Annotated in this window: 24 protein-coding genes and 1 pseudogene; 5 read left to right on the forward strand and 20 right to left on the reverse strand. The window is 72.1% G+C overall.

Going from position 1 to position 21,085, the window contains the following annotated elements; all coding sequences use genetic code 11:
• Window positions 1-124 precede the first annotated feature (124 nt).
• Window positions 125-694 carry a D-alanyl-D-alanine carboxypeptidase family protein gene (locus EJK16_RS00335; protein WP_127125202.1) on the forward strand — a complete coding sequence of 190 codons (570 nt, stop codon included), beginning with the start codon at window positions 125-127 and terminating at the stop codon, window positions 692-694.
• Between the two features lie 70 nt (window positions 695-764).
• On the opposite strand, the gene EJK16_RS00340 is transcribed toward EJK16_RS00335, so the two are convergent.
• The 11 genes from EJK16_RS00340 to EJK16_RS00390 all read right to left on the reverse strand — a co-directional run bounded on the left by EJK16_RS00340 (window position 765) and on the right by EJK16_RS00390 (window position 10,744).
• Complete coding sequence (locus EJK16_RS00340) at window positions 765-3,014, reverse strand: cation-translocating P-type ATPase (protein ID WP_127125401.1); 2,250 nt, start codon at window positions 3,012-3,014, stop codon at window positions 765-767.
• 95 nt (window positions 3,015-3,109) lie between these two features.
• Window positions 3,110-3,334 (reverse strand): heavy-metal-associated domain-containing protein, encoded by a 225-nt coding sequence (locus tag EJK16_RS00345; protein ID WP_127125204.1) that lies wholly within the window; start codon window positions 3,332-3,334, stop codon window positions 3,110-3,112.
• A gap of 136 nt (window positions 3,335-3,470) precedes the next feature.
• The gene (locus EJK16_RS00350; protein ID WP_127125206.1) at window positions 3,471-4,388 is read right to left on the reverse strand and encodes an urea transporter; all 918 of its coding nucleotides are present in this window, start codon (window positions 4,386-4,388) and stop codon (window positions 3,471-3,473) included.
• A complete protein-coding gene (locus tag EJK16_RS00355; RefSeq protein ID WP_240645687.1) occupies window positions 4,388-5,449 on the reverse strand; it encodes a HoxN/HupN/NixA family nickel/cobalt transporter in 1,062 nt (353 codons plus the stop codon). The genes EJK16_RS00350 and EJK16_RS00355 overlap by 1 nt, the downstream gene beginning before the upstream one ends.
• 14 nt (window positions 5,450-5,463) lie before the next feature.
• Window positions 5,464-6,309 (reverse strand): urease accessory protein UreD, encoded by an 846-nt coding sequence (locus EJK16_RS00360; protein WP_370275860.1) that lies wholly within the window; start codon window positions 6,307-6,309, stop codon window positions 5,464-5,466.
• A gap of 101 nt (window positions 6,310-6,410) precedes the next feature.
• A complete protein-coding gene (ureG, locus tag EJK16_RS00365) occupies window positions 6,411-7,022 on the reverse strand; it encodes an urease accessory protein UreG (RefSeq protein ID WP_127125208.1) in 612 nt (203 codons plus the stop codon).
• A gap of 28 nt (window positions 7,023-7,050) precedes the next feature.
• Complete coding sequence (locus EJK16_RS00370; RefSeq protein WP_240645689.1) at window positions 7,051-7,773, reverse strand: urease accessory protein UreF; 723 nt, start codon at window positions 7,771-7,773, stop codon at window positions 7,051-7,053.
• Window positions 7,773-8,258, reverse strand: coding sequence for an urease accessory protein UreE (ureE, locus tag EJK16_RS00375; protein ID WP_127125210.1), 486 nt, complete (start codon window positions 8,256-8,258; stop codon window positions 7,773-7,775). Before ureE ends, EJK16_RS00370 begins: the two co-directional genes overlap by 1 nt.
• A 46-nt stretch (window positions 8,259-8,304) precedes the next feature.
• A complete protein-coding gene (gene ureC, locus EJK16_RS00380; RefSeq protein WP_127125212.1) occupies window positions 8,305-10,032 on the reverse strand; it encodes an urease subunit alpha in 1,728 nt (575 codons plus the stop codon).
• Window positions 10,033-10,122: 90 nt separating this feature from the next.
• Window positions 10,123-10,431 carry an urease subunit beta gene (locus tag EJK16_RS00385; RefSeq protein WP_127125214.1) on the reverse strand — a complete coding sequence of 103 codons (309 nt, stop codon included), beginning with the start codon at window positions 10,429-10,431 and terminating at the stop codon, window positions 10,123-10,125.
• Window positions 10,432-10,441: 10 nt separating this feature from the next.
• Window positions 10,442-10,744 (reverse strand): urease subunit gamma, encoded by a 303-nt coding sequence (locus tag EJK16_RS00390; protein ID WP_127125216.1) that lies wholly within the window; start codon window positions 10,742-10,744, stop codon window positions 10,442-10,444.
• Between the two features lie 546 nt (window positions 10,745-11,290).
• Between EJK16_RS00390 and EJK16_RS00395 the strand changes: the two genes are divergently transcribed.
• Window positions 11,291-11,899 (forward strand): hypothetical protein, encoded by a 609-nt coding sequence (locus EJK16_RS00395; protein WP_127125218.1) that lies wholly within the window; start codon window positions 11,291-11,293, stop codon window positions 11,897-11,899.
• Entirely contained in the window at window positions 11,896-12,648 is a 753-nt protein-coding gene (locus tag EJK16_RS00400) for a DUF2306 domain-containing protein (RefSeq protein WP_127125220.1), read from the forward strand. The genes EJK16_RS00395 and EJK16_RS00400 overlap by 4 nt, the downstream gene beginning before the upstream one ends.
• On the opposite strand, the gene EJK16_RS00405 is transcribed toward EJK16_RS00400, so the two are convergent.
• On the reverse strand, window positions 12,605-13,018 hold the full coding sequence (locus tag EJK16_RS00405; protein WP_127125222.1) for a cupin domain-containing protein: 414 nt from the start codon (window positions 13,016-13,018) through the stop codon (window positions 12,605-12,607). The two genes, EJK16_RS00400 and EJK16_RS00405, sit on opposite strands and share 44 nt — an antisense overlap.
• Before the next feature lie 173 nt (window positions 13,019-13,191).
• Window positions 13,192-13,341 (reverse strand): annotated as a pseudogene (locus EJK16_RS00410) (transcriptional regulator); the annotation flags it as partial.
• A gap of 153 nt (window positions 13,342-13,494) precedes the next feature.
• Between EJK16_RS00410 and EJK16_RS00415 the strand changes: the two are divergent.
• Window positions 13,495-14,517: a zinc-dependent alcohol dehydrogenase family protein gene (locus tag EJK16_RS00415; protein WP_127125224.1), complete on the forward strand. Its 1,023-nt coding sequence runs from the start codon at window positions 13,495-13,497 to the stop codon at window positions 14,515-14,517.
• A 48-nt stretch (window positions 14,518-14,565) separates the two neighbouring features.
• On the opposite strand, the gene EJK16_RS19425 is transcribed toward EJK16_RS00415, so the two are convergent.
• The 4 genes from EJK16_RS19425 to EJK16_RS00430 all read right to left on the reverse strand — a co-directional run bounded on the left by EJK16_RS19425 (window position 14,566) and on the right by EJK16_RS00430 (window position 16,598).
• On the reverse strand, window positions 14,566-14,706 hold the full coding sequence (locus EJK16_RS19425; protein WP_164737151.1) for a hypothetical protein: 141 nt from the start codon (window positions 14,704-14,706) through the stop codon (window positions 14,566-14,568).
• 118 nt (window positions 14,707-14,824) lie between these two features.
• Window positions 14,825-15,253, reverse strand: a complete 429-nt coding sequence (locus EJK16_RS00420; protein ID WP_127125226.1) for a heavy metal-responsive transcriptional regulator — start codon at window positions 15,251-15,253, stop codon at window positions 14,825-14,827.
• A 57-nt stretch (window positions 15,254-15,310) separates the two neighbouring features.
• Window positions 15,311-15,850: a sugar O-acetyltransferase gene (locus EJK16_RS00425; protein ID WP_240645697.1), complete on the reverse strand. Its 540-nt coding sequence runs from the start codon at window positions 15,848-15,850 to the stop codon at window positions 15,311-15,313.
• A 52-nt stretch (window positions 15,851-15,902) separates the two neighbouring features.
• The gene (locus tag EJK16_RS00430) at window positions 15,903-16,598 is read right to left on the reverse strand and encodes an AAA family ATPase (RefSeq protein WP_127125228.1); all 696 of its coding nucleotides are present in this window, start codon (window positions 16,596-16,598) and stop codon (window positions 15,903-15,905) included.
• Between the two features lie 216 nt (window positions 16,599-16,814).
• On the opposite strand from EJK16_RS00430, the gene EJK16_RS00435 reads away from it, so the two are divergent.
• Entirely contained in the window at window positions 16,815-18,209 is a 1,395-nt protein-coding gene (locus EJK16_RS00435; RefSeq protein WP_164737152.1) for a glycoside-pentoside-hexuronide (GPH):cation symporter, read from the forward strand.
• 23 nt (window positions 18,210-18,232) lie between these two features.
• On the opposite strand, the gene EJK16_RS00440 is transcribed toward EJK16_RS00435, so the two are convergent.
• From EJK16_RS00440 to EJK16_RS00450, 3 genes are read right to left on the reverse strand one after another with little or no spacing between them, the layout of a single operon-like run.
• Window positions 18,233-18,748 carry a hypothetical protein gene (locus EJK16_RS00440; protein ID WP_164737153.1) on the reverse strand — a complete coding sequence of 172 codons (516 nt, stop codon included), beginning with the start codon at window positions 18,746-18,748 and terminating at the stop codon, window positions 18,233-18,235.
• Between the two features lie 8 nt (window positions 18,749-18,756).
• Window positions 18,757-20,556, reverse strand: a complete 1,800-nt coding sequence (locus EJK16_RS00445) for an MFS transporter (protein ID WP_240645690.1) — start codon at window positions 20,554-20,556, stop codon at window positions 18,757-18,759.
• On the reverse strand, window positions 20,553-21,056 hold the full coding sequence (locus tag EJK16_RS00450) for a MarR family winged helix-turn-helix transcriptional regulator (protein WP_164737154.1): 504 nt from the start codon (window positions 21,054-21,056) through the stop codon (window positions 20,553-20,555). The genes EJK16_RS00445 and EJK16_RS00450 overlap by 4 nt, the downstream gene beginning before the upstream one ends.
• Between the last annotated feature and the right edge of the window lie 29 nt (window positions 21,057-21,085).

Consider the following 21,085-nt stretch of genomic DNA (forward strand, 5'->3'; position numbering starts at 1 on the left):
CCATACCCCCAGGGGGTATTCGCTGGCGTGAACGCCACGGCGGCGACGGGATATTCCACCCCGCCGTCCCCTCAGCACGCCATCCCCCCGGCCGATGGGATGTCCGGGACCAGGAGGGGGGAACATGGACGGCATCGTCGCGATCTCACAGCGCATCGCCAGCATTCAGGCGACCCTGAGCTCGCTCTCGCCCGCGCAGCCGAGCGCCCCCGCCGGCTCGGCCGACGCGTTCGGCCACGTCCTCGATCGGGCCCTCACCGACTTCACCCCCGCTGTCGGCGGCTCCGCCCTGACGGCCGACGGCGTGCCCGCCGACCTCGCGGCCTACGGCAACGGGCGCGTGCCCGCCACGGCGCTGACCCCCGTGGGGAGCACGGGCCACAAGCTGTGGGCCCCCGCCGCGGCGGCGTTCGAGCAGGTGCTGTCGGCCGCGGCCGCCGACGGGGTCACGATCGGCATCACGGACTCCTACCGGACCTACGACGTCCAGGTCGACGTCGTGCGCCGCAAGGGCCTGTACTCCGAGGGCGGCCTCGGCGCGAAGCCGGGGACGAGCCCGCACGGGTGGGGCAAGGCCGTGGACCTGGACCTCGACGCCACGGCCCAGGCGTGGATGCGCGTCAACGCCGGCCGGTTCGGCTTCGTCGAGGACACCCCGCGCGAGCCCTGGCACTGGGCCTACAAGCCCGCGTAGCGCGGGCCCCGACCGGGCGCCGACCCCGGGCGCGCCAGCCCCGAACGGCGCCGGGGCCGCGCGGGCCGCCCTACCGTGCGGCGTCGACCAGGTCCACCGCGCGGGCGGCACGCGGCGCGGGCTCGACCGAGACGGCGCGGAACCCGCGCAGGCGCAGGCTGTTGGTCACCACGAAGACCGAGGAGAAGGCCATGGCCGCCCCCGCGATGAGCGGGTTGAGCAGGCCGGCAACGGCCAGGGGGATGGCGGCGACGTTATAGGCGAAGGCCCAGAACAGGTTGCCCTTGATCGTCGCCAGGGTGCGGCGGGAGAGCCGGACGGCGTCGACGGCGGCGCGCAGGTCCCCGCGCACCAGGGTCAGGTCGGAGGCCTCGATGGCCACGTCGGTGCCGGTGCCCATGGCGATGCCGAGGTCGGACTGGGCCAGGGCGGCGGCGTCGTTGACGCCGTCGCCGACCATCGCGACCACGCGGCCGGAGTCCTGGAGCTCGCGCACGACCCGGACCTTGTCGGCGGGCATCACCTCGGCGACGACCTCCTCGATCCCGACCTCGGCCGCGATCGTGCGGGCCGCCCGGGCGTTGTCCCCGGTGAGCAGGACGGGGCGCAGGCCGAGGGCCCTCAGCTCGGCGACGGCCTGGGCGGAGGTGGGCTTGAGGGTGTCGGCGACGACGACGATGCCGCGGGCGCGCCCGTCCCAGCCCACCGCGACGGCGGTGCGCCCGGCGGACTCGGCCACGTCCAGCGCGTCGCGCAGGTCCGCGCCGAGCTCCTGCGCCCACTGCTCGCGCATCCAGGCCACGCGCCCGGCGGCGACGGCATGGCCGGCCACCACGCCGGAGACGCCGAGGCCCTGGCTGCTGGTGAAGGACTCGACCGGGGGCAGGGCGCCGAGCCGGTCGCGGGCGCCGGCGGCGATGGCCCGGGCGATGGGGTGCTCGGAGGCGCGCTCCAGCGCCCCGGCCAGGCGCAGCACCTCCGCGGCGTCGGTGCCGGCGGCGGGGACGACGTCGACCAGGCGCATCGCGCCGGTGGTGACGGTGCCGGTCTTGTCGAGCACGATCGTGTCGACCCGGCGGGTGGACTCCAGGACCTGCGGGCCCTTGATGAGGATGCCGAGCTGCGCCCCGCGGCCGGTGCCCACCATGAGAGCGGTGGGTGTGGCCAGACCGAGCGCGCACGGGCAGGCGATGATGAGCACCGCGACGGCGGCCGTGAACGCCGACTCGCCGCCCGCTCCCGTGCCGAGCCAGAAGCCCAGCGTCGCCACCGACAGCGTGATGACGACGGGCACGAACACCGCGGAGATGCGGTCCGCGAGGCGCTGGACGGGGGCCTTGCCGGTCTGGGCCTCCTCGACCAGGCGCGCCATCTGCGCGAGCTGGGTGTCACCGCCGACGCGGGTGGCCCGGACCAGCAGTCGCCCGCCGGCGTTGACCGTGGCGCCGGCGACGGCGTCGCCGGGGCCGACCTCGACGGGCACGGGCTCGCCGGTGAGCATGGAGGCGTCCACCGCCGAGGCGCCGTCGACGACGACGCCGTCGGTCGCGATCTTCTCGCCGGGGCGGACGACGAACTGGTCCCCCACGCCGAGCTGGTCCACGGGGATGCGCACCTCGGCGCCGGCGCGCAGCACGGCGACGTCCTTGGCGCCCATCTCCATCAGGGCGCGCAAGGCGGCGCCGGACGCCTTCTTGGCGCGGGCCTCGAGGTAGCGGCCGAGGAGGATGAAGACGGTGACGGCCGCGGCGACCTCGAGGTAGATCTCGTGCGAGCCGCCGCGCTCGGGGACGAGGTCGAAGGACATGCGCATGCCCGGGCTGCCGGCGTCGCCCAGGAACAGCGCGTACAGCGACCACCCGAAGGCGGCCAGGACGCCGACGCTGACGAGGGTGTCCATGGTGGCCGCGGCGTGCCGGGCGTTGACCCACGCGGCCCGGTGGAACGGCCAGGCCCCCCAGACCACCACGGGCGCGGCGAGGGTCAGGGCCAGCCACTGCCAGTTGTCGAACTGCAGCGGCCGGATCATCGACAGCGCCACCACCGGGACCGCGAGGACGGCGGAGACGACCAGCCGGTGGCGCAGCGCCGCGGCCTCGTCCGGCGCGGCCGGCCCCTCGGCGGGCGCCGCCGCCGGGACGCGCTCACGCAGCCGGGCGGTGTACCCGGTGGCCTCGATCGTGGCGACCGCGTCCTCGACCGTGGTGCCCTCGGGCAGCGCCACCTTCGCCTTCTCGGTGGCGTAGTTCACGCTCGCCTCGACGCCGGGCATCCGGTTGAGCTTCTTCTCGATCCGCGCGGCGCACGACGAGCACGTCATGCCGCCGATCTCGAGCTCGATGGCCTGCTGGCTCACCGGATCATCTCCGTCTCACAACTCACTCGTGGTCGGCGGGCATGTCGACGAGGCGCCGCTCACGCAGGGGCGCCGGCGAGCTCGTAGCCCGCCTCGTCCACGGCCGCGCGCACGTCGTCCACGGCCAGGTCGGCGTCGCTGGTGACCCGCACCTGGGACGCCCCGCCCGTGACGAGGGTGATCTCGACGTCCTTGACCCCGGAGATCTTCTTGACCTCCTCGGTCACGGCGTGGACGCAGTGGCTGCAGGTCATGCCGGTCACATCGTAGGTGGTGGTGCTCATCCTGGCTCCTCGAGATGGTGGTGAGGCGTCCTCGCGAATCGGGCGTCCCCCATTTATACCCCCGTGGGGTATGTCGAGCCAGTCCGAAAGTCCTAGGGCGCCGAGGACTGGGCGTGCCCCGCCGGCCGCGGTGACCTCATAGCTGAGCGGGGCGCTGGGCGCCGTAGAGGCGAGGCCTGACATATCGCTGGTTGAACCACCGGTCCACGAGCAGCATTCCCCAGGTCACCAGCACGAACGGCCAGGTGTAGACGGGGATGCCGGTGCGGGCCAGCAGCACCCGGACGGGCACCGTCAGGGCGATGCCGACGATCGCGACGGGGAACCGCCGCCGCCCGGTCAGGAACACCGTTCCGAGGGCCAGGGCCACGAGCACCCCGGAGTATCCGTCCAGGCCGTTGACGACGACGCCGGCGTCGTGGCCCAGCGCCCACCCCGTGGCCGACGCGACCACCGCCCCGGCGAGCGCCCAGACTCCGGTGTTCCACCCGGCCAGGAACAGCCCGAGCAGGATCAGGGCCCCGCTCCACACGTTGTCCAGCAGCACGACCTGGGAGAAGCTGGTCAGCACCGAGAGCACGGGATCCATGAGGGAGCCGGTGGGGGCGTACACCGGCGGGGCCGGGGTGGTCTGCAGGGACCGGGTCGCCAGCATCCCGATCCCGCTGACGACGCAGAAGGGTGCGGTCATCGCCGGCAGCCCCCAGCGGGCGACGGGACGACTGCCCGCCAGCAGCACGAGGGCCACGCACCCAGCGGAGCCGATGACCGCCCACGCCAGGGCGGGGAGCGAGGGGCCCAGGGCCGCGCAGGCGGCGGCCCCGGTGAGCGCGCCGCAGAACCCGTGCAGGCCCGCCACGACGTCTCGGCGGTCAATGCGCGGGACCGCCCACGACAGCAGTGACTGGACCGCGGCACCGAGCACCGCGAAGGCCGCCATGCTCGGGTCGGCCACCGCGAAGGCCAGGAGGACCAGGAGGCCGGTGATCCACCGGCCCTGGAAGAACACCTGGGACTGGCTGCGCAGCACCGCCAGCGCCGGACGGGTGAACATCAGGAACGCCTCCCTGACAGGCGGTGACCCGACTTCCACACCACGGCGGCCAGACCCCACACCCCGAACATGGTGGCGATCAGCAGCAGGCCGGCCTGGCCGAGGTCGATGGCCGCCAGCCGGGTGGTCAGGGGGTCGCGCAGCCCGAGCCCGTGGTGGAGCACGCCTCCGATCGTGATGGCGGAGATGAACAGCGCGGAGAAGGCGGAGATGCCGGTGATCACGGCATTGAACCCCAGCTTGCGGACCGGTTCCTGCCAGGCGGAGCGGTACATCCGCAGGACGGCGAACCCGTTGAGGGAGTCACACAGGCACATGCCGGCGGCGAAGAAGAACGGCAGGGACAGCAGCGTCCACGCGGACACCCCGGCGACGGCCGCCGAGGCGGTGACGATGAGCAGGGAGACCGTGCTGGCGGTGTCGAAGCCGAGCCCGAACAGGAAGCCGACGGCGTACATGTCGCGGGGTCTGCTCACCCGGGACAGCGGCCTGGCCAGCAGCCGCGAGATGAGGCCCTGGGACTCCAGGTCCCCGGCGGAGGCCCCTTCCCCGCGACGCGCCCGTCGCCGCAGCGACCAGGAGCGGCGGGACGCGGCGGCGTTGTAGCAGCCCATGACGAGCAGGAAGAGCCCGGAGACCGTTCCCCCGACGAGTCCCAGGAGGGTGTTGGCCCGGGTCCCCTCCTGGACGAGGGCCGAGAGGAAGGTCGCGCCGGCCACGGCCAGGGCCCCGGCGGCGATCACCACGCTGCTGTGGCCCAGGCTGAAGGCCAGGCCCACGCTGGCCGGCTCCCGGCCCTGGGCGACGAAGCGCCGGGTGGAGTTGTCGATGGTGGCGATGTGGTCCCAGTCGTAGCTGTGCCGCACACCGGTCAGGTAGGCCGTGGCCACCAGCCCGGCCGCCAGCGGGACGGTGCTCGCCACGGCCCCGAGGCCCAGCAGGCCCACGGCGGTCGCGTGCAGCACCACGACGACCCCCATGGTGGCCGCGGCACGGGCGCAGAAGGACCGCTCGGCGCCTGAGCCGAGGGCCGGCATCCTGCCCGCTGATGGGGAGCTCATGCGCGACGATCCCTTCAGTACTTGCGCAGATCTGCCGGCGGCTGCCCGAACCAGCGGACGCGCAGCTCGTTGACGACCGCCATGATCAGCCCGTTCACCTCCTGGGTGGCGGTGCCCAGCACCCGCAGCGCCAGCCCGGGCACGGACGGGGCGCTGACGCCGGCAACGAGGTGTCCCGCGCGGGTGGCCACGCGCTCACGGACCATCTGCAGGGCCGCCTCGTCCGCCCTCGGGTCGACGACCAGCAGGGACCCCACGTGCGTGTGGCCCTCGAGGAGTCCCATCCCGCTCATGCCGGCCGCCCCACCCCGGGGGGCCAGCACGAGGTTGTCGACGGCCACGGGGCGGCCACCCATGGTGACGACGCTGCGCAGGCGCAGCTCGGTGTAGAGGAAGGGCGTGCCGCTGGGGGACCATCCGGGGGTGACGACCTCGGACATCATCAAGGAAGCCGTGGGGGCCATCTCGATGCGGGTGTCCTGGCGGTAGCGCGCGCCGCGGTAGGCGATCAGCTGGTCGGGCAGGTACTCCAGCCGGCTGCCGGGCCCCAGGCAGATCGTGACCTGCTGGACGGCACGGTCCTCCGGGGTGCGGTAGACCTTCGTGGCCGACTGGGTGGTCAGCATGAGGTCGCCGCCGTCGCCCACCGCCACGTCGATCCGGTACCTGTCCCGGTCCAGGTAGGCGCCGCCGGGGTTGACGACCACGTAGGTCACCTGCCCGGTGGTGTCCAGGTACATGGGGCGCAGCACCCGGAGCGCGCCCCGGTGGAACTGGTGGACCGCGACCGATCGCCCGCCTCGCGGGCGGACCGTCAGCGCCAGCTCACCGCGCCAGGACTCCTGGCCGGCGGCCGGCACCGGGGCCGGGGGCGTTGGGGCCGCGGGCTCGGGCGCCGGGACCGCGGCGTCCGCCGCCGCGACCGCCGCGCCGGCCGCGCCGGCCGCCGGCACCAGGGTGGTCACACCAGGTCCTGCATGAGCACGTCGTGGCGCAGCCACCGGATCACGCCGTCCAGGCCCTCGTCCGTCTTGAGGTTGGTGAAGCAGAAGGCCTTGTCCCCGCGGAAGCTCTTCGAGTCCGCCTCCATCACCGTCAGGTCCGCTCCCACGTAGGGGGCGAGGTCGGTCTTGTTGATGATGAACAGGTCGGACTTGATCATGCCCTGCCCCGCCTTGCGCGGGATCTTCTCGCCCTGGGCGACGTCGATGATGTAGATGGAGAAGTCGACGAGCTCGGGACTGAACGTGGCGGAGAGGTTGTCCCCGCCGGACTCGACGAAGATCACCTCCAGGTCCGGGTGGGTGGCCTCGAGCCTGTCGATCGCGGCCTGGTTCATCGAGGTGTCCTCGCGGATGGCGGTGTGCGGGCAGCCGCCGGTCTCGAGGCCCACGATGCGGTCCAGGGGCAGCACGCTGTTCCGGGCGAGGATCTTGGCGTCCTCGATGGTGTAGATGTCGTTGGTGATCGCCGCCATGGAGATCTCGTCGCTCAGGGCCCGGGTCAGGCGTTCGATCAGCTGGGTCTTGCCCGCCCCGACCGGTCCGCCGATGCCGATCTTTACCGGCTTCATGCTCCTCGCCTCTCGTCGTCCGTCTCGCTCAGCTCATGAACATGCGGGCCCGCTGGGTCTCGTGCTGCATCTGCGCGATCTCCAGCCCGGGGGGCACCGCCCCGAGGTCCTCGATCCCCAGGCCCCTGATGCGGAGCTCGGCGGTGGCGACCCGGGCCCGCATCGCCGCGAGCACCCGTTGCCCTGCGTTCTGGCCGATGGGGATGCCCCGCACCGCGTTCTGGGTCAGCGACGTGATCGTGGAGAAGAGATAGGCGCGGACCAGCACCGGGGACGGCGCCGCGTGGTCGACGCCGATCAGGGCGAAGGCGATGGACTGGTGGGCGTGGCACCGTCCCCGGTCCACCAGCTCCCCGTACCGCTCCAGGCGCGGGCCCGGCAGGGACTGGCGGCCGATGTCGATCAGCCGCCGGCCCATGGTGACCCCGGCCTGACGGACCTGGGCCGGGAGCGCCTGGGCATGCATGAGCGCGTCCAGATCCTCCAGCTGCCGGGCGTCCACCGGGTCCGGACCGGTGCACGCCTCGGCGGCCAGCCGCACGGCGAGCCCGTCGGCGTGGACGAGCTGGTGGTCCAGGAACTGCTCGAGCCACTGCTGGAAGGTCGCCTCGTCGTGGACCGTGTCCCGGTGGAGGTAGGTCTCCATGCCGAAGGTGTGGGCGAAGGCCCCGGTGGGCAGCGCCGAGTCGCAGAGCTGCAGCAGGGGCAGCAGGGAGTCCCACGGCAGCCGGGTGTCGTCGTCGGCCGCCACTAGTGGTGGTGCTCCGCGTGCCGGAACGGCACGGGCATGACCCGGTCCTGCCGTTCGTAGGGCACCTGGTGGTGGTCGAGGTAGTCCTGGACCGTGTGGTCGTACTGGACCACCATGACCTCGGCCCCGTACTCGGAGTCGGCGTCGAAGAACTGGGCCTGCAGGTGCCGGTTGCCGAGGCTGTGGGCGGTGACGCCCATCTGGGTGATCGTGCGCGGCGCGATGACCAGCACGTCGCTGGGCAGCACGGTCACGGCCACGACGCCGGCGGCGTCCCGGAGCAGGATGTCGCCGTCCTTCAGGTCGCCGTCGCGCCCGGGCGCGGCCGCCAGCCGCAGCCCGATCTCCCGGCCGTGGTCCGTCGTCACCCGCTGGATGCGCTTGACCAGGTCGGCGCTGGGCAGCACCACCTTCTCCATGTGCAGGCGGTCCCGCTCCTCCCGCGGGAGGTCGGCCAGGTTGCCCACGGTCTTCTCGACGATCACGGGCCCCTCCCCTCCTGGGTGCTCGATCCGGGTGTGCTCGCGCCAGTCAGAACAGGAAGTACCGCTGGGCCATGGGCAGCACGTCCACGGGCTCGCAGGTGACCCTCTCGCCGTCGACGCGGACCTCGTACGTCTCCGGGTCGACCTCCAGCTCCGGCGTCTCCCCGTTAAACTTCAGGTCCGACTTCTTCAGGGAGCGGATCCCGTGCACGGCGCGCACGTGCTTGCGCAGCCCCAGCTGTTCGGGGACGCCCGCCTCAATGGCGGCCTGGGACATGAAGGTGATGGAGGAGGTGTGCACCGCCGCGCCCATGGCCCCGAAGGACTCGCGCATCGTCAGGGGCTGCGGCGTGGGGATGGAGCCGTTGGAGTCACCGACCAGGGAGCTGACGGGCTGTCCCCCCTTGAGGACCAGGTACGGCTTGACGCCGAAGAACGCCGGGACCCACAGCACCAGGTCGGCGACCTTGCCGGTCTCCACGCTGCCGACGTAGTCCGCCACGCCGTGGGCCAGGGCCGGGTTGATCGTGTACTTGGAGATGTAGCGCTTGATCCGGAAGTTGTCCCCGCGCTCGGTGTCTCCCTCGAGCTTGCCGCGCTGCTTCTTCATCTTGTCGGCCAGCTGCCAGGTGCGCAGCACGACCTCACCCACCCGGCCCATCGCCTGGGAGTCGGAGGACATGATCGAGAAGATGCCCATGTCCTGGAGGACGTCCTCGGCGGCGATCGTCTCCGGGCGGATCCGCGAGTCGGCGAACGCGACGTCCTCGGGGATGTCGGGGTGGAGGTGATGACACACCATGAGCATGTCCAAGTGCTCTTCCTCGGTGTTGCGGGTGTACGGGATGGTCGGGTTGGTCGACGCCGGCAGGACGTTGGGCAGTCCGGCGATCTTGATGATGTCCGGGGCGTGCCCCCCGCCGGCGCCCTCGGTGTGGAACGTGTGGATCACCCGCCCGCCGATGGCGCGGATTGTGTCCTCCACGAACCCGCCCTCGTTGAGGGTGTCGGTGTGGATCGCCACCTGGACGTCGTAGTGGTCGGCCACGCGCAGGGAGTTGTCGATCGCCGCGTACGTGGCGCCCCAGTCCTCGTGCACCTTGAGCCCGATGGCGCCGGCCTTGATCTGCTCCGCCAGCGGTTCCACCGAGCTGGCGTGGCCCTTCCCGAGGAACCCGACGTTCATGGGCACGTTCTCCACGGCCCTGAGCATGTTGGCGAGGTTCCAGGGGCCCGGCGTGACGGTGGTCGCCTTGGTGCCGTCGGCGGGCCCCGTGCCACCGCCGATCATGGTGGTGAGCCCGGAGTTCAGCGCGGTACCGAACTGGTCGGGGCTGATGAAGTGGATGTGGGTGTCGACCCCGCCGGCGGTGAGGATCCGGCCCTGGCCGGAGATGACCTCGGTGCTGGGGCCGATGGGGATGTCGACGCCGTCCATGATGTTCGGGTTGCCGGCCTTGCCGATCGCCATGATCCGGCCGTCCCGCAGCCCGACGTCGGCCTTGTAGATGCCCGTGTAGTCGACCACGACGGCGTTGGTGATCACCGTGTCGGCCACGGCCAGCTCCCCGGGGGCGCCGTCGCGGACGGTGTTGCCGTCCTGGCCCATGCCGTCGCGGATGACCTTGCCGCCGCCGAAGGTCACCTCGTCGCCGTAGCTGGTGTAGTCCTTCTCGATCTCGAGGAAGAGATCGGTGTCCGCGAGGCGCACCGCGTCGCCCACGGTGGGTCCGTACAGGTCGGCGTACTGACGCCGGGACATCTCGAAGCTCATGGTGGTCCTCTCTCCTCGGGCAGCCGCATCCGCCGGGATAAGACGAGGGTTAGCAGGGGTGCTGTGGGCGTGACGGGCGGTGGGGCACGGTCAGTCGAGGGGGCCGTTGACGGCGTTGGTGAAGCCGTAGACCGCGCGGGCCCCGGCCATCGCGACCAGCCGGACGGTCTTGCGGTCACCCGGCTCGAACCGGACCGCGGTACCGGCGGGGATGTCGAGGTGGAACCCGCGGGTGGCGGGCCGGTCGAACTCCAGGGCCCGGTTGACCTCGAAGAAGTGGAAGTGGGAGCCGACCTGCACCGGCCGGTCGCCGGTGTTGGTGACCTCCCTCTCGAGGACCTCCCGGCCCGCGTTGCACGATATGGGCTCCTCCGACAGCACGTACTCACCGGGGATCATTGCTGCTCCCCTACCGGATCGGGTGGTGGACGGTCACCAGCTTCGTGCCGTCCGGGAAGGTGGCCTCGACCTGGACGTCCGGGATCATCTCGGGGATCCCGTCCATCACGTCCTCCCGGGTCAGGATCGTGGTGCCGTAGCTCATGAGGTCCGCGACGGTGCGCCCGTCCCGAGCCCCCTCGATCAGCTCGTAGGTGATGATGGCCACCGCCTCGGGATAGTTGAGCCTCAGGCCGCGCCCCTGCCGCCGGCGCGCCAGATCGGCGGCCACGACGATCTGGAGCTTCTCCTGCTCGCGAGGTACCAGGTACATGGGAGTCCTTCTGTCCTGTGGAGAGAGTGTTTCACACAGCTCCGCCATCCGTTCGGATGACATGGAGCGACTCCGGTCGCCCGGGAAAGGGCACATCCCTCAGGGAGGGGTGTGGCCCACAAAGAACCCGCGATCTTTTGCTTGAGAAGAAGGGCCGCCGATTGGTCAGGTCACCACGCTCCAGCCAAGAGACACGCTTGAGGCGAGAATGGCGTTGGTGACGCCTGATCGGTTCCGACACCGCCCGGCGGCTCCGCCGGAGCGCGTCGGCGGATCGCGGAGCACCCGGGTCTTCGTCATCGAGATCCACCACCCGTTCCCGGGGGCGAGACGTCCCCGCAGGGATATACGAGCCGGCCCTGGTCCGGGGGCCGTTGCGTGTCAGACGCTACCACCACGCCTCGGGCTGGGAACCTGTCGGCGCCAAGGAGAGCGAGGCCCTTCCCTGCCCTCCCCGGCGCGCGAACCTCTAGGCGTCCCTGACTCAGTACCCGGTCCGGCATTCCACTGATGGCAGGGTCCTGCGCGCTCCCTAGCGTGCTGTCCATGACCCCCCCACGTCCCGCCCAGCGCGTCGAGGTCCGAGTGGTCGGCGCGCCCCCCGCACAACAGGTCGAGCAGGCGTCCGGCGTCAGCCCTGTGATGGATCCCGTTGCCGGCGCCGCGCCGACCCGGCTGAAGGACGCCGACCGAGACCGCTCGGAGCATGCCGCCCCGGCGGACCAGGTGCCGCTGTGGCGCCTGGCCGCGTTGCGCGCCGGGTACCTGTTCGTCGCCGTCGGTCTTGCCGTAACGCGGTGGCCGTTGCTCGTCAACCACGACCAGCCGTGGCCCCTCATGGACAGCGTCGTCGTCTGCATGCTCGTGGCGATGTCGATCCTCTACTTCCTCGGGATCCGCTACCCGCTGCAGATGCTCCCCATGATGCTTTTCGAGTCGATCTGGAAGCTGGCCTGGCTCGGCGTCGTCGCGGTGCCGCTGTGGGCGGCGGGCCGGATGGACGCGGCCACCTGGGAGACGGCGTTCGCCTGCCTCTTGGTCGTCGTCGTTCTCCTCGCCGTCCCGTGGCGCTACGTGTTCACGCACTACGTGACGAGGCCCGGCGAGCGGTGGCGCAGGGTCCGAACTCACTCAGGTCGGCAGGGCAGCCGATGACGACGAGCCCCCTGCCGAGGCGCGAACCCGCACCGTGGCGTGTCCCCGCCGGGTTGATCCTGCTCAGCCTGTTTCCCATCGTGGGCGGGGCGATGCGCCTCACCGAGCTGGCGGGCGGTGCGGAGCTCACCTCGCAGAACGAGCGGTTCTTCGACTCGCCCGTCCCGGTGTCGATCCACATCGTCAGTGTGACCGTGTACTCGCTGCTCGGCGCGTTCCAGTTCGTCCCCTCGCTGCGTGGGCGCAGCTGGCACCGGGTCGCCGGACGCGTGCTCGTGCCCGCGGGTCTGCTCGCCGCGCTTTCCGGCCTCTGGATGGCCGTCTTCTACACCCTCCCGGGGGGTGACGGCGCCTTCCTGCTCATCGTGCGGGTGATCATCGGCTCGGCCATGGTGGTCAGCATCGCCCTCGGGGTGTTCTCCGTGAGCTGGCGACGGGACCTCGTCCGGCACGGCGCGTGGATGACTCGTGCCTACGCGATCGGCGCAGCCGCCGGCACCGAGGCCCTCCTCATCATCGGACCCGAGCTTCTTTCCACCCCACTGAACCTCGAGGCCCAGGGTGTGATCACCGGGACGGCGTGCGTCATCAACCTCGCCCTGGCCGAGCACGTCATCCGCCGTCGTGCCCGCGTGCCCTCGGGCACGGATGAGCGCCTTCGGGACACCAGGGCGGGCGTGGACACCGGTCAGCTTGCCGGCCGACTCAGCCGCCGAACGGCGGCGCCGCGGGGTACTCCTCGTCGGTGACCGGGGTGAGCCAGTGGACGGCGGCGTGCTCCGCGTCCCCCTCGTTGATGGCCAGGTGCACCATGAGCCGGTGCGGCGCGGCGCCGTGCCAGTGCTCCTCGTCGGGCTCGAACAGCACCCGGTCCCCGGGGCGGATGACCTCGACCGGGCCGCCGCGTCGCTGGCACAGGCCGATGCCCTCGGTCACGAACACCGTCTGACCGAGCGGGTGGCGGTGCCAGTGGGTGCGGGCGCCCGGCGTGAAGTGGACGAGGCTGGCCTGCACGCGTGAGGGCGGCGGGGCCGCGGCGACGGGGTCGATGTAGACGTCACCGGTGAACCAGTCGGCGGGGCCCTTGAGGGTGTTGATCGAGCTTCGGGTGATCTGCATGAAGGCGTTCCTCCTTGGTCGGGCCGGCCGGGCGCGGCGGCGCCGAGCTCGACGTCGGCCGCCTCGCCTCAGCGGGTGGGGTCGGTGGCCGCCTGCGCCGGCACGTGGGTCGCGGCCCAGCTGGCGAGGAGCCTCAGCCGGTCCTCCGAGGCCGTCCCGGGCTCGGCGGTGTAGATGCTCACCCCCGCCAGGACCGCGACCTCCTCGCGCCGCAGCCCCGGGACCCGCCGGCGGCCGCCGCCGGCGGGAAGCCCGACCTGCTCGGGCGTGAGCTTGGCGCGCCGGGTGGCGAGGAAGTCACGGATGTCGGAGCGGTTGTTCACGCCGTCCACGGTACGGCTCGCGGCGCGTCGAGGGAGGTGGTGGTTCTACCCCCCATAGACGCGACCTCCTAAGCCCTCGTGTATGCCTGTTCCATGGAGTGTGTCCGGGGCAAGCGCCGGACAGCCCGCACCAACGACCAGAAGGAGCACCTCATGCGAGGAGCAGTCCTCCACGCCCCCGGTGACGTCCGCGTCGAGGAGCGCGACCGCCCCGCCATCGTCGAGCCCACGGACGCGGTCATCCGTGTGACGGCCGCCTGCATCTGCGGCTCCGACCTGTGGCCGTACCGCGGCATCGACACCTATGACGGCCCGCAGCCCATGGGCCACGAGTACGTCGGAGTCGTCGAGGAGATCGGCGACGAGGTCAAGGACATCAAGGTCGGCGACTTCGTCGTCGGCTCGTTCTTCGCCTCCGACAACACCTGCGAGATCTGCCGGGCCGGCTACCAGTCCCGCTGCGTGCACAAGGTGCCCATGGGCAGGTTCGGCACCCAGGCCGAGCTGCTGCGCGTGCCGCTGGCCGACGGCACGCTCGTCGCCACCCCCGGCATGCCCGACGCCGACCTGGTCCCGTCGCTGCTGGCCGCCTCCGACGTCCTGGGCACCGGCTGGTTCGGGGCCGTCGCCGCGGAGGCCGGGCCGGGCAAGACCGTCGCCGTCGTCGGCGACGGGGCCGTCGGCCTGCTCGCGGTGCTCGCCGCCAAGCAGCTGGGTGCCGAGCGCATCATCGCGATGAGCCGTCACGAGCCGCGCCAGCGGCTCGCGCGCGAGTTCGGCGCCACCGACATCGTCACCGAGCGCGGCGCGGAGGGCGTGGCCCGCATCAAGGAGCTCACCGGCGGGCTCGGCGCGCATTCCGTCATCGAGGCCGTCGGCACCGAGGAGTCGATGATGCAGGCGATCCGGTCCACGCGCCCCGGCGGGCACGTCGGCTACGTCGGCGTCACCCACGGCGTGGACCTGCCGGGCGGGGAGCTCTTCTTCTCCAGCGTGCACCTGCACGGCGGCCCGGCCCCGGTGCGCCGGTTCCTGCCCGAGCTCGTCCAGCTCATCTGGGCCCGGAAGATCGAGCCGGGCAAGGTCTTCGACCTCGAGCTCCCGCTCGAGGAGGCCGCCGAGGGCTACAGGGCGATGGATGAGCGGCGTGCCATCAAGACGCTCCTGCGTCCCTGATGCCGGGGCCGCCGCGGCCTGCACGACCCTCCCGAGGGCCGGCGCCCGCTACCGCTCGAAGAGTCCACCGCCGCCGAGGAACTCCTCGCCAGCACCCGGGAAGCCGTCGAACAGGCCGCCTGCCTGTTCGACGGCCCCCTCGCCGGCGCCCAGGCCGGGCGCGGGAACGGCGGGAGGGATACGCGTCAAACCGCCGTCGGATGGCGACCGCCTCCCTCCCCGGTGTGGCGAAGCTCGACGTTCAGCAGCCGCAGTCGCAGCCGCATTCCTCGAGCTCACATGCCAGGTCCTCGCAGCAGTCCATGGGTCACCTCCCCTCCGCCGGCGGGCACCATGTGCCCGGGGTGGGAGGCGGGCAGTCGGCGCCCGGCAGTGCCTCGAGCATCTCGACCATGCCCGCGCGCAGCGCCGCCAACCGCGCCATCTCGGCGTCGAGCTCGGCGAGACGCCGGGCAAGGAGCTGCTCCGCGGGCTCGCACGGGCACTGGCCGGTGTCACGGATCGAGAGCAGGTCCTTGATGTCGCTGAGCCGCAGGCCGAGGCGCTGCGCACCCTGGACGAAGCGCAACCGGTCGACCGCGCGCTCGTCATACTCGCGGTACCCGGCGGGTGTCCGCGGCGGCGCCGGGAGCAGCCCCGCCTTCTCGTAGTACCGGATCGTGTCCCCGCTCAGCCCGACGACGTGGGCCAGCTCGGCCACCCGCATCCCGCGCCGAGGAACCGCCGTGGTGCTCATGGCGACGACGCTAGACCTTGGAGCCGGATCGAAGGTCAAGCCCCCGCGCGGGACCGCTCAGGGCTCGATGTGCCGCGCGACGCGCGCCGGGTTGCCGACCGCGACGACGTTCGCGGGCAGGTCACGCGTGACGACGGCGCCCGCGCCCACCACCGTGTTCTCCCCGACCGTGACGCCCGGGCAGATGATCGCGCCCCCGCCCAGCCACACGTTGTCCCCGATGACGATCGGTTTCGCCGCCTCCCACTTGTCGCGCCGCGGGCCCGGCTCGACGGGGTGCGTCGGCGTGAGGAGCTGGACGTTCGGGCCGATCTGGACGTCGTCGCCGATGGTGATCGCCGCGACGTCCAAAGCGACGAGCCCGAAGTTGGCGAAGCACCGCGCGCCGATGGTGATCTGGGTGCCGTAGTCCACGTAGAAGGGGGGCCGGATCTCGGTGCCCTCGCCCACGGAGCCGAGCAGCTCCTCGAGGAGCCGACGGCGCAGCGGACCCTGGCGGACCGTGGTGGCGTTGAACGCCGCCATCAGGTCCAGCGCTGCGGCGTTCGCCTCGGCCAGCTCCGGGTCGTCGGCGATGTAGAGGTCGCCGCTGAGCATGCGCTCGCGCATGGAGCGGGTGTCGTTCGCGTTGACGGTCACCCGTGCAAGCCTAGGCCGACGGCGGAGCGTGACGCCGCGCGGCACTGGCCGTCACGATGATCTCGACGCACGCGTCGAGATCGAGGGAGGTGCTGTCGATCACGAGGTGATACAGCCCCGCGGTCGTCGGGTCGACGCCGTACAGGCCGCGCACGTAGTCCTCCCGCGCGCGGTCGTTGGCCTCGAGGCGACGGCGTGAGGCCTCGGCGTCCAGCCCGTCGAAGACCATCGCCTGCCGGAGCCGCGCCTCCACCGGGCCGTCGAGCCGCACGTGCAGCGCCCCGGGGACGGTCCGCAGCACCACGGCACCCGCCCGCCCCAGGATGACCGCGCCCGAGGCGGCGGCCCTGCCGAGGGCCTCCTCGGTCGCCGCGACGTACCGGCGACGCTCTACCTCCGCGGACCCCTCCTGGCGCCGCACGTCTGCCGGCACGCCCTCCCCCGTGATCAGCGCCGCATCGGAGAGGAACGCGAACCACCGGCCGAGCCCGCGCGCGGCCTGCTCGTCGTACGCGGCGGCGACCTCCTGCGGTGTGTGCAGGTGCTCCGCCACCTCGACGGGGATGGCGCGGTCCACGAACGTCACGCCGAGCCGCTCGGCCACCTTCGAGCCCACGACGTTGCCCCCGGCGCCGTACGAGGCGGAGAGGGTGACGACTCGCGGTGGTGGGGGCGCTCCGTCCGCCGGCTGCAGCGAGCTGGTCATCGGTCGCCTCCTTGCCGCACCGGACCTCGAGGCCTCACCCTAACCACGCTCGCACCGATCCAGGCGGGCCGTGCGACCGGGGGACGCCGCCGCGGGGGTTTGCCCGGCCCGATGCTCGCCGGCCGGGGGTTGCCCGGGGTGCGGCATGTTGTCAGTCTGAACGCACGACGGAAGCCGCTGGTCCGTCGTCGTGCACCTCGGACCCGGAGGACCGCCATGAGCACCACCGCCGAGCCGCAACCGATGCGCGAGCTGCGGACCTCCCAGTACCTCGGTTACGCGGGCGGCGACGCGGCCAACAACCTCACGTTCTCCATGGCGTCGATGTTCCTGCTGCTCTACTACACCGACGTCGTCGGGATCGCGGCGGGCGCCGCCGGGGCGATCCTGCTCGTGGTGCGGGTCTTCCAGGCCTTCACCGACCTGTTCGCCGGCCAGGTGGTCGACCGGACCAACACCCGCTGGGGCAGGTTCCGGCCGTTCTTCGTCTTCGGCGGGCTGCCGCTGATGGTGCTGGGGGTGGCGATCTTCAGCGTGCCGCGAGGGTTCTCCGGCGGCGCCGCGCTCGCCTACGCCGCCATCACCTACGCCGTGTTCGGGCTGACCTACAGCCTCGTCAACATCCCGTTCGGCTCGCTGGCCTCGGCGATGACGCAGCTGCCGTCCGAGCGGGCGAAGCTCTCCGCCGCCCGGTCGATCGGCAGCGCCGTCGCGATCATCGCGCTGTCCTTCGTCGTCTCTCCGCTGATCGAGTCGTCGCCGGACCTCCAGCGGTCCCTGACGACCGTGATGGTGGTCCTCGCCGTCGTCGGCTTCGCGTTGTACTTCTTCCTGTTCGCCACGGCTCGGGAGACCGTCCAGCGCGACACCACGCCCGTGACGCTGAAGGACACCATCGGCCAGATCCGGCGCAACCGGCCCCTCGTCCTGCTCTGCGCGAGCGCCCTGTGCGTCCTGACCGGCATGTTCGTCGTCCAGACCCTGCAGGTCTACTACGCGCGCGACGTCCTGAGGAGCGCCAACTACGTCATCGTCCTCACGGTGGTCAACACCGGCGGGATGTTCGTGACCGCACCGCTCGTCCCCCGGATCGTGCGGGCGTGGGGCAAACGGCGGGGGTACGTCGTGGCCGGGTCCGTCGCGGTGGTGGGCGGGGTGGGGATCGCGCTCAGCCCGCCGTCGGTCCCGGCGCTCGCCGTCGTCTCCTTCTTCGTCTACGGCTTCGGGCTCGCCGTCCTCCAGTCGCTGATGTGGGCGCTGCAGGCCGACACCGTCGAGTACGGCGAGTGGAAGTCCCGGACACGGACCGAGGGCAGCAACTACGCCGCGCTGTCCTTCACCCGCAAGGTCGGGCAGGGGTTCGGCGGCGGTCTCGCCGCGTTCGGCATCGGCGCGGGCGGCTACATCGCCGGCAGCCTCACCCAGACCCCCGTCGCCCTCGACACCATCCGCGTCCTCACGGGCGCCGCGCCCGCCCTCTTCGTCGGCATCGGGGTCCTCATCATGCTGGCCTACCCGCTGACGGAGCAGCGGTTCCAGACGATCGTCGGTGACCTCGCCGCGCGGCGGGCCGGGCACGCCGTCCCCGCCGGGGAGCCCTCCGAGGCGTGACGGCCCCGGCCCCAGGGGGCAGGTCAGTCCCTCGCGGGCGGTGGGGTCCTCTCCCGGGCCGTCCTGACCAGGGCGTCCACGGCCGGCTCCGTCGCCGGCGCGCCGTAGTCGACGCCGTAGCCCTCGACGTCGTCCTCCGGGGAGGCGATCCGCACGGTGACCGGCGCGCGGTAGCCCAGCTCGCGGGCGGCCTTCTCGATCTCCGCCGTGAGCCGCTCGCCGTAGGCGCGGTACTCCCGGTCCCGCCGCTCCAGCACGGCGTCCGCCGCCGCCCAGGCACGGTCATCGAGGTCGTGCTCCGTCTCGCCGTCGACGGGCCCCGCGTCGATGACGCGCCGCCGCGCCCGCTCGACCGCCTCGTCGTAGGCCGCCTCCAGGCCGGTGTCGGCCATGATCCGCTCGACGTTGACCTCGACGACGAGGGGCGCGGCGCGGGGCGCGGGCAGCGCGGCGCCGTGCCAGGGCGGCGCGGCGCAGGGCTCGGGCAACCCGGCGCGGTCCGGTCCCACAGCCGCCTCGCCACGTCCGTCCCCTCCCACGGACGGCTTCATCTCCTCGTGCGGGGCGGCGGAACCGAGCCCGGCGCAGGGTGGGGAACCTGCCCGTCGGGCGCCCTTCCCGCATCAGCGACCGCCGCGCCGGCGGCTGACCGTGTGTCGCCGCCGCCGTCGCTGCGGGACGGTTCGGTGGTGCCGACGCCGACGCCAGTGGGTCCTGTCGCCGCCCCGGCCGGACCGTCATCGTGATCCTCGGACAGGACGTCGTGTGTCTGTGCAGCCGGTTGCCACGTGCCTCGGAGCTCGCTGCCCTTCATGAACAGCACCGCGACGAGGCCGACGACGGCGAAGCCGGCCGCCACCGCGAAGACCAGACCGATGCCGTCGCCATACGCGCCCCGGATGACCGCGGCGACGGCGGGAGGCATCTGCGTGAGATCAAGGGTGCCGGTGGAGGTGTCGAGGCCGCCCGTGTCGATGCCCTGCCGCGCCAGCCGGGACGCCGTCAGGGAGGTCACTCGGTGGGTGTAGAGCGCACCGAGGAGCTGGATGCCCATCGCACCCCCGAGGGTGCGGAAGAACGTCACGGACGACGTCGCCGCCCCCACGTTCCCGATGGCGACGGTGTTCTGGACGGCCAGCACGAGGTTCTGCATCGCAGCGCCCAGGCCGATGCCGGCGACGAAGAGGTACACGCCGATCAGGCCCAGGCTCGTGTCGCCGCGGACCGTGGTCATGAGGCCCATCCCCAGGGCGAGGAGGCCGACCCCGCCGACGACGTAGGGCTTCCACCGCCCGCTCGCCGTCACGAGCTTGCCGGCGACCGTGGAGGAGATCAGCAGCCCGAGCATGAGGGGCAGGCCGAGCCAGCCGGCGATCGTCGGCGAGTACCCGCGCCCGATCTGGAAGTACTGGCCGAGGAACACGTTGGCGCCGAACAGGACGGTGCCGACGGCGAGGCTGGCGACGATAGCCAGCGCCGTGGTGCGCTCCGAAAGGATGTATAGGGGCACCACGGGCTCGTCTACACGCCGCTCGACCAGCACGAAGGCGACGGCGGCGAGCACGGCGCACCCGACCATCACGGCGGTCTGCCACGAGACCCAGGGGAACTCATGATCAGCGAAGGAGACCCACACCAGCAGCAGCGTCGCCGCTAGCGAGATCAGTGCCGCACCCAGCCAGTCGACCTTGGCGTCGGCACGCCCCTTGCCAGGCACGTGGAGGTACCTGGTCACGACGCCCATGGCGATGAGCATGAACGGGACGGCGCTCCAGTAGCACCAGCGCCAGCCGAGCCACGAGACGTCGACGATGACACCACCGAGCAGCGGCCCGGACACCGTCGCGACCGCGATCACGGCCCCGACGTACCCGTTGTACCGGCCGCGCTGCCGCGGCGGGATGATCGTGGCGATGATGATCTGGACCAGCACCTGAAGCGCGCCCATGCCGAGGCCCTGGACCACGCGCACGGCGATGAGCATGCCGGCGGACGCGGCCGCTCCCGAGAGCAGCGAGCCGAGGGTGAACACCCCCATGGCGCCGAGCAGCAGCTTCTTCTTGTCCATGAGGTCGGCGAGCTTGCCGGCGATCGGCGTCACCGCCGTCGAGGCGAGGATCGCCGCGGTGATGATCCACGTGTACTGCTGCTGCGTGCCGCCGATCTCCCCGATGATCACGGGCAGGGCGTTGGCGACGACGGTGTTGGCCAGCATCGCGACGAACAGGGCCATGAGCAGGCCGGCGAGCACCCGGAGGATCTGCTGGTGCTCATGGTGCGCCAGGGCCGCCTGATCGGCGCTCATCCCTGCGTAGGCGCGTCGGGCGGTCAGCGACTTCCTGCTCACACGAGCTCCTTCGACGCTTGAGGCGCGGGCGCAGAGCCGGTCAGCTGCGTGTCGACGCGCTCGGTGGCGTCGGCGAGCAGCTCCAGGTCGTCCGCGAGGCGGCTCACCCGGTCGAGGGGCCAGTCCTGCATCGCCTCGGCGATGCGCTCGGCGTGCAGGGCCCGGACCTGCCCGAGCCGCGCGCGGCCCTCGTCCGTCAGGGAGATCAGCGCCGCACGCGCGTCCTGCGGGTCGGGCCGGCGTGCGAGCAGCCCGTCCCTCTCGAGCGTGCCGATCTGGCGGCTGATCACCGAGGGGTCGACGAGCTGCTGCTCCGCGAGGCTCGCGAGACGGCACTCGCCCGCGCGGTAGATGCTGACCAGCAGCTGCACCTGGGTGGGCTGCAGGCCGAAGGTCTGGGCGACCACCGTCACAAAGGTGCGGCTGCGCCTGTTGATGAGTGAGAGCTGGTCCAGGACCTGCATGCACGCGTCGTGGCGGGAGCTGTGATCGTCGTTCACCGTGCCGAAAGTACACCTACGTGCACCAT

Source organism: Georgenia sp. SYP-B2076 (assembly GCF_003991205.1).
GTDB lineage: Bacteria > Actinomycetota > Actinomycetes > Actinomycetales > Actinomycetaceae > Georgenia.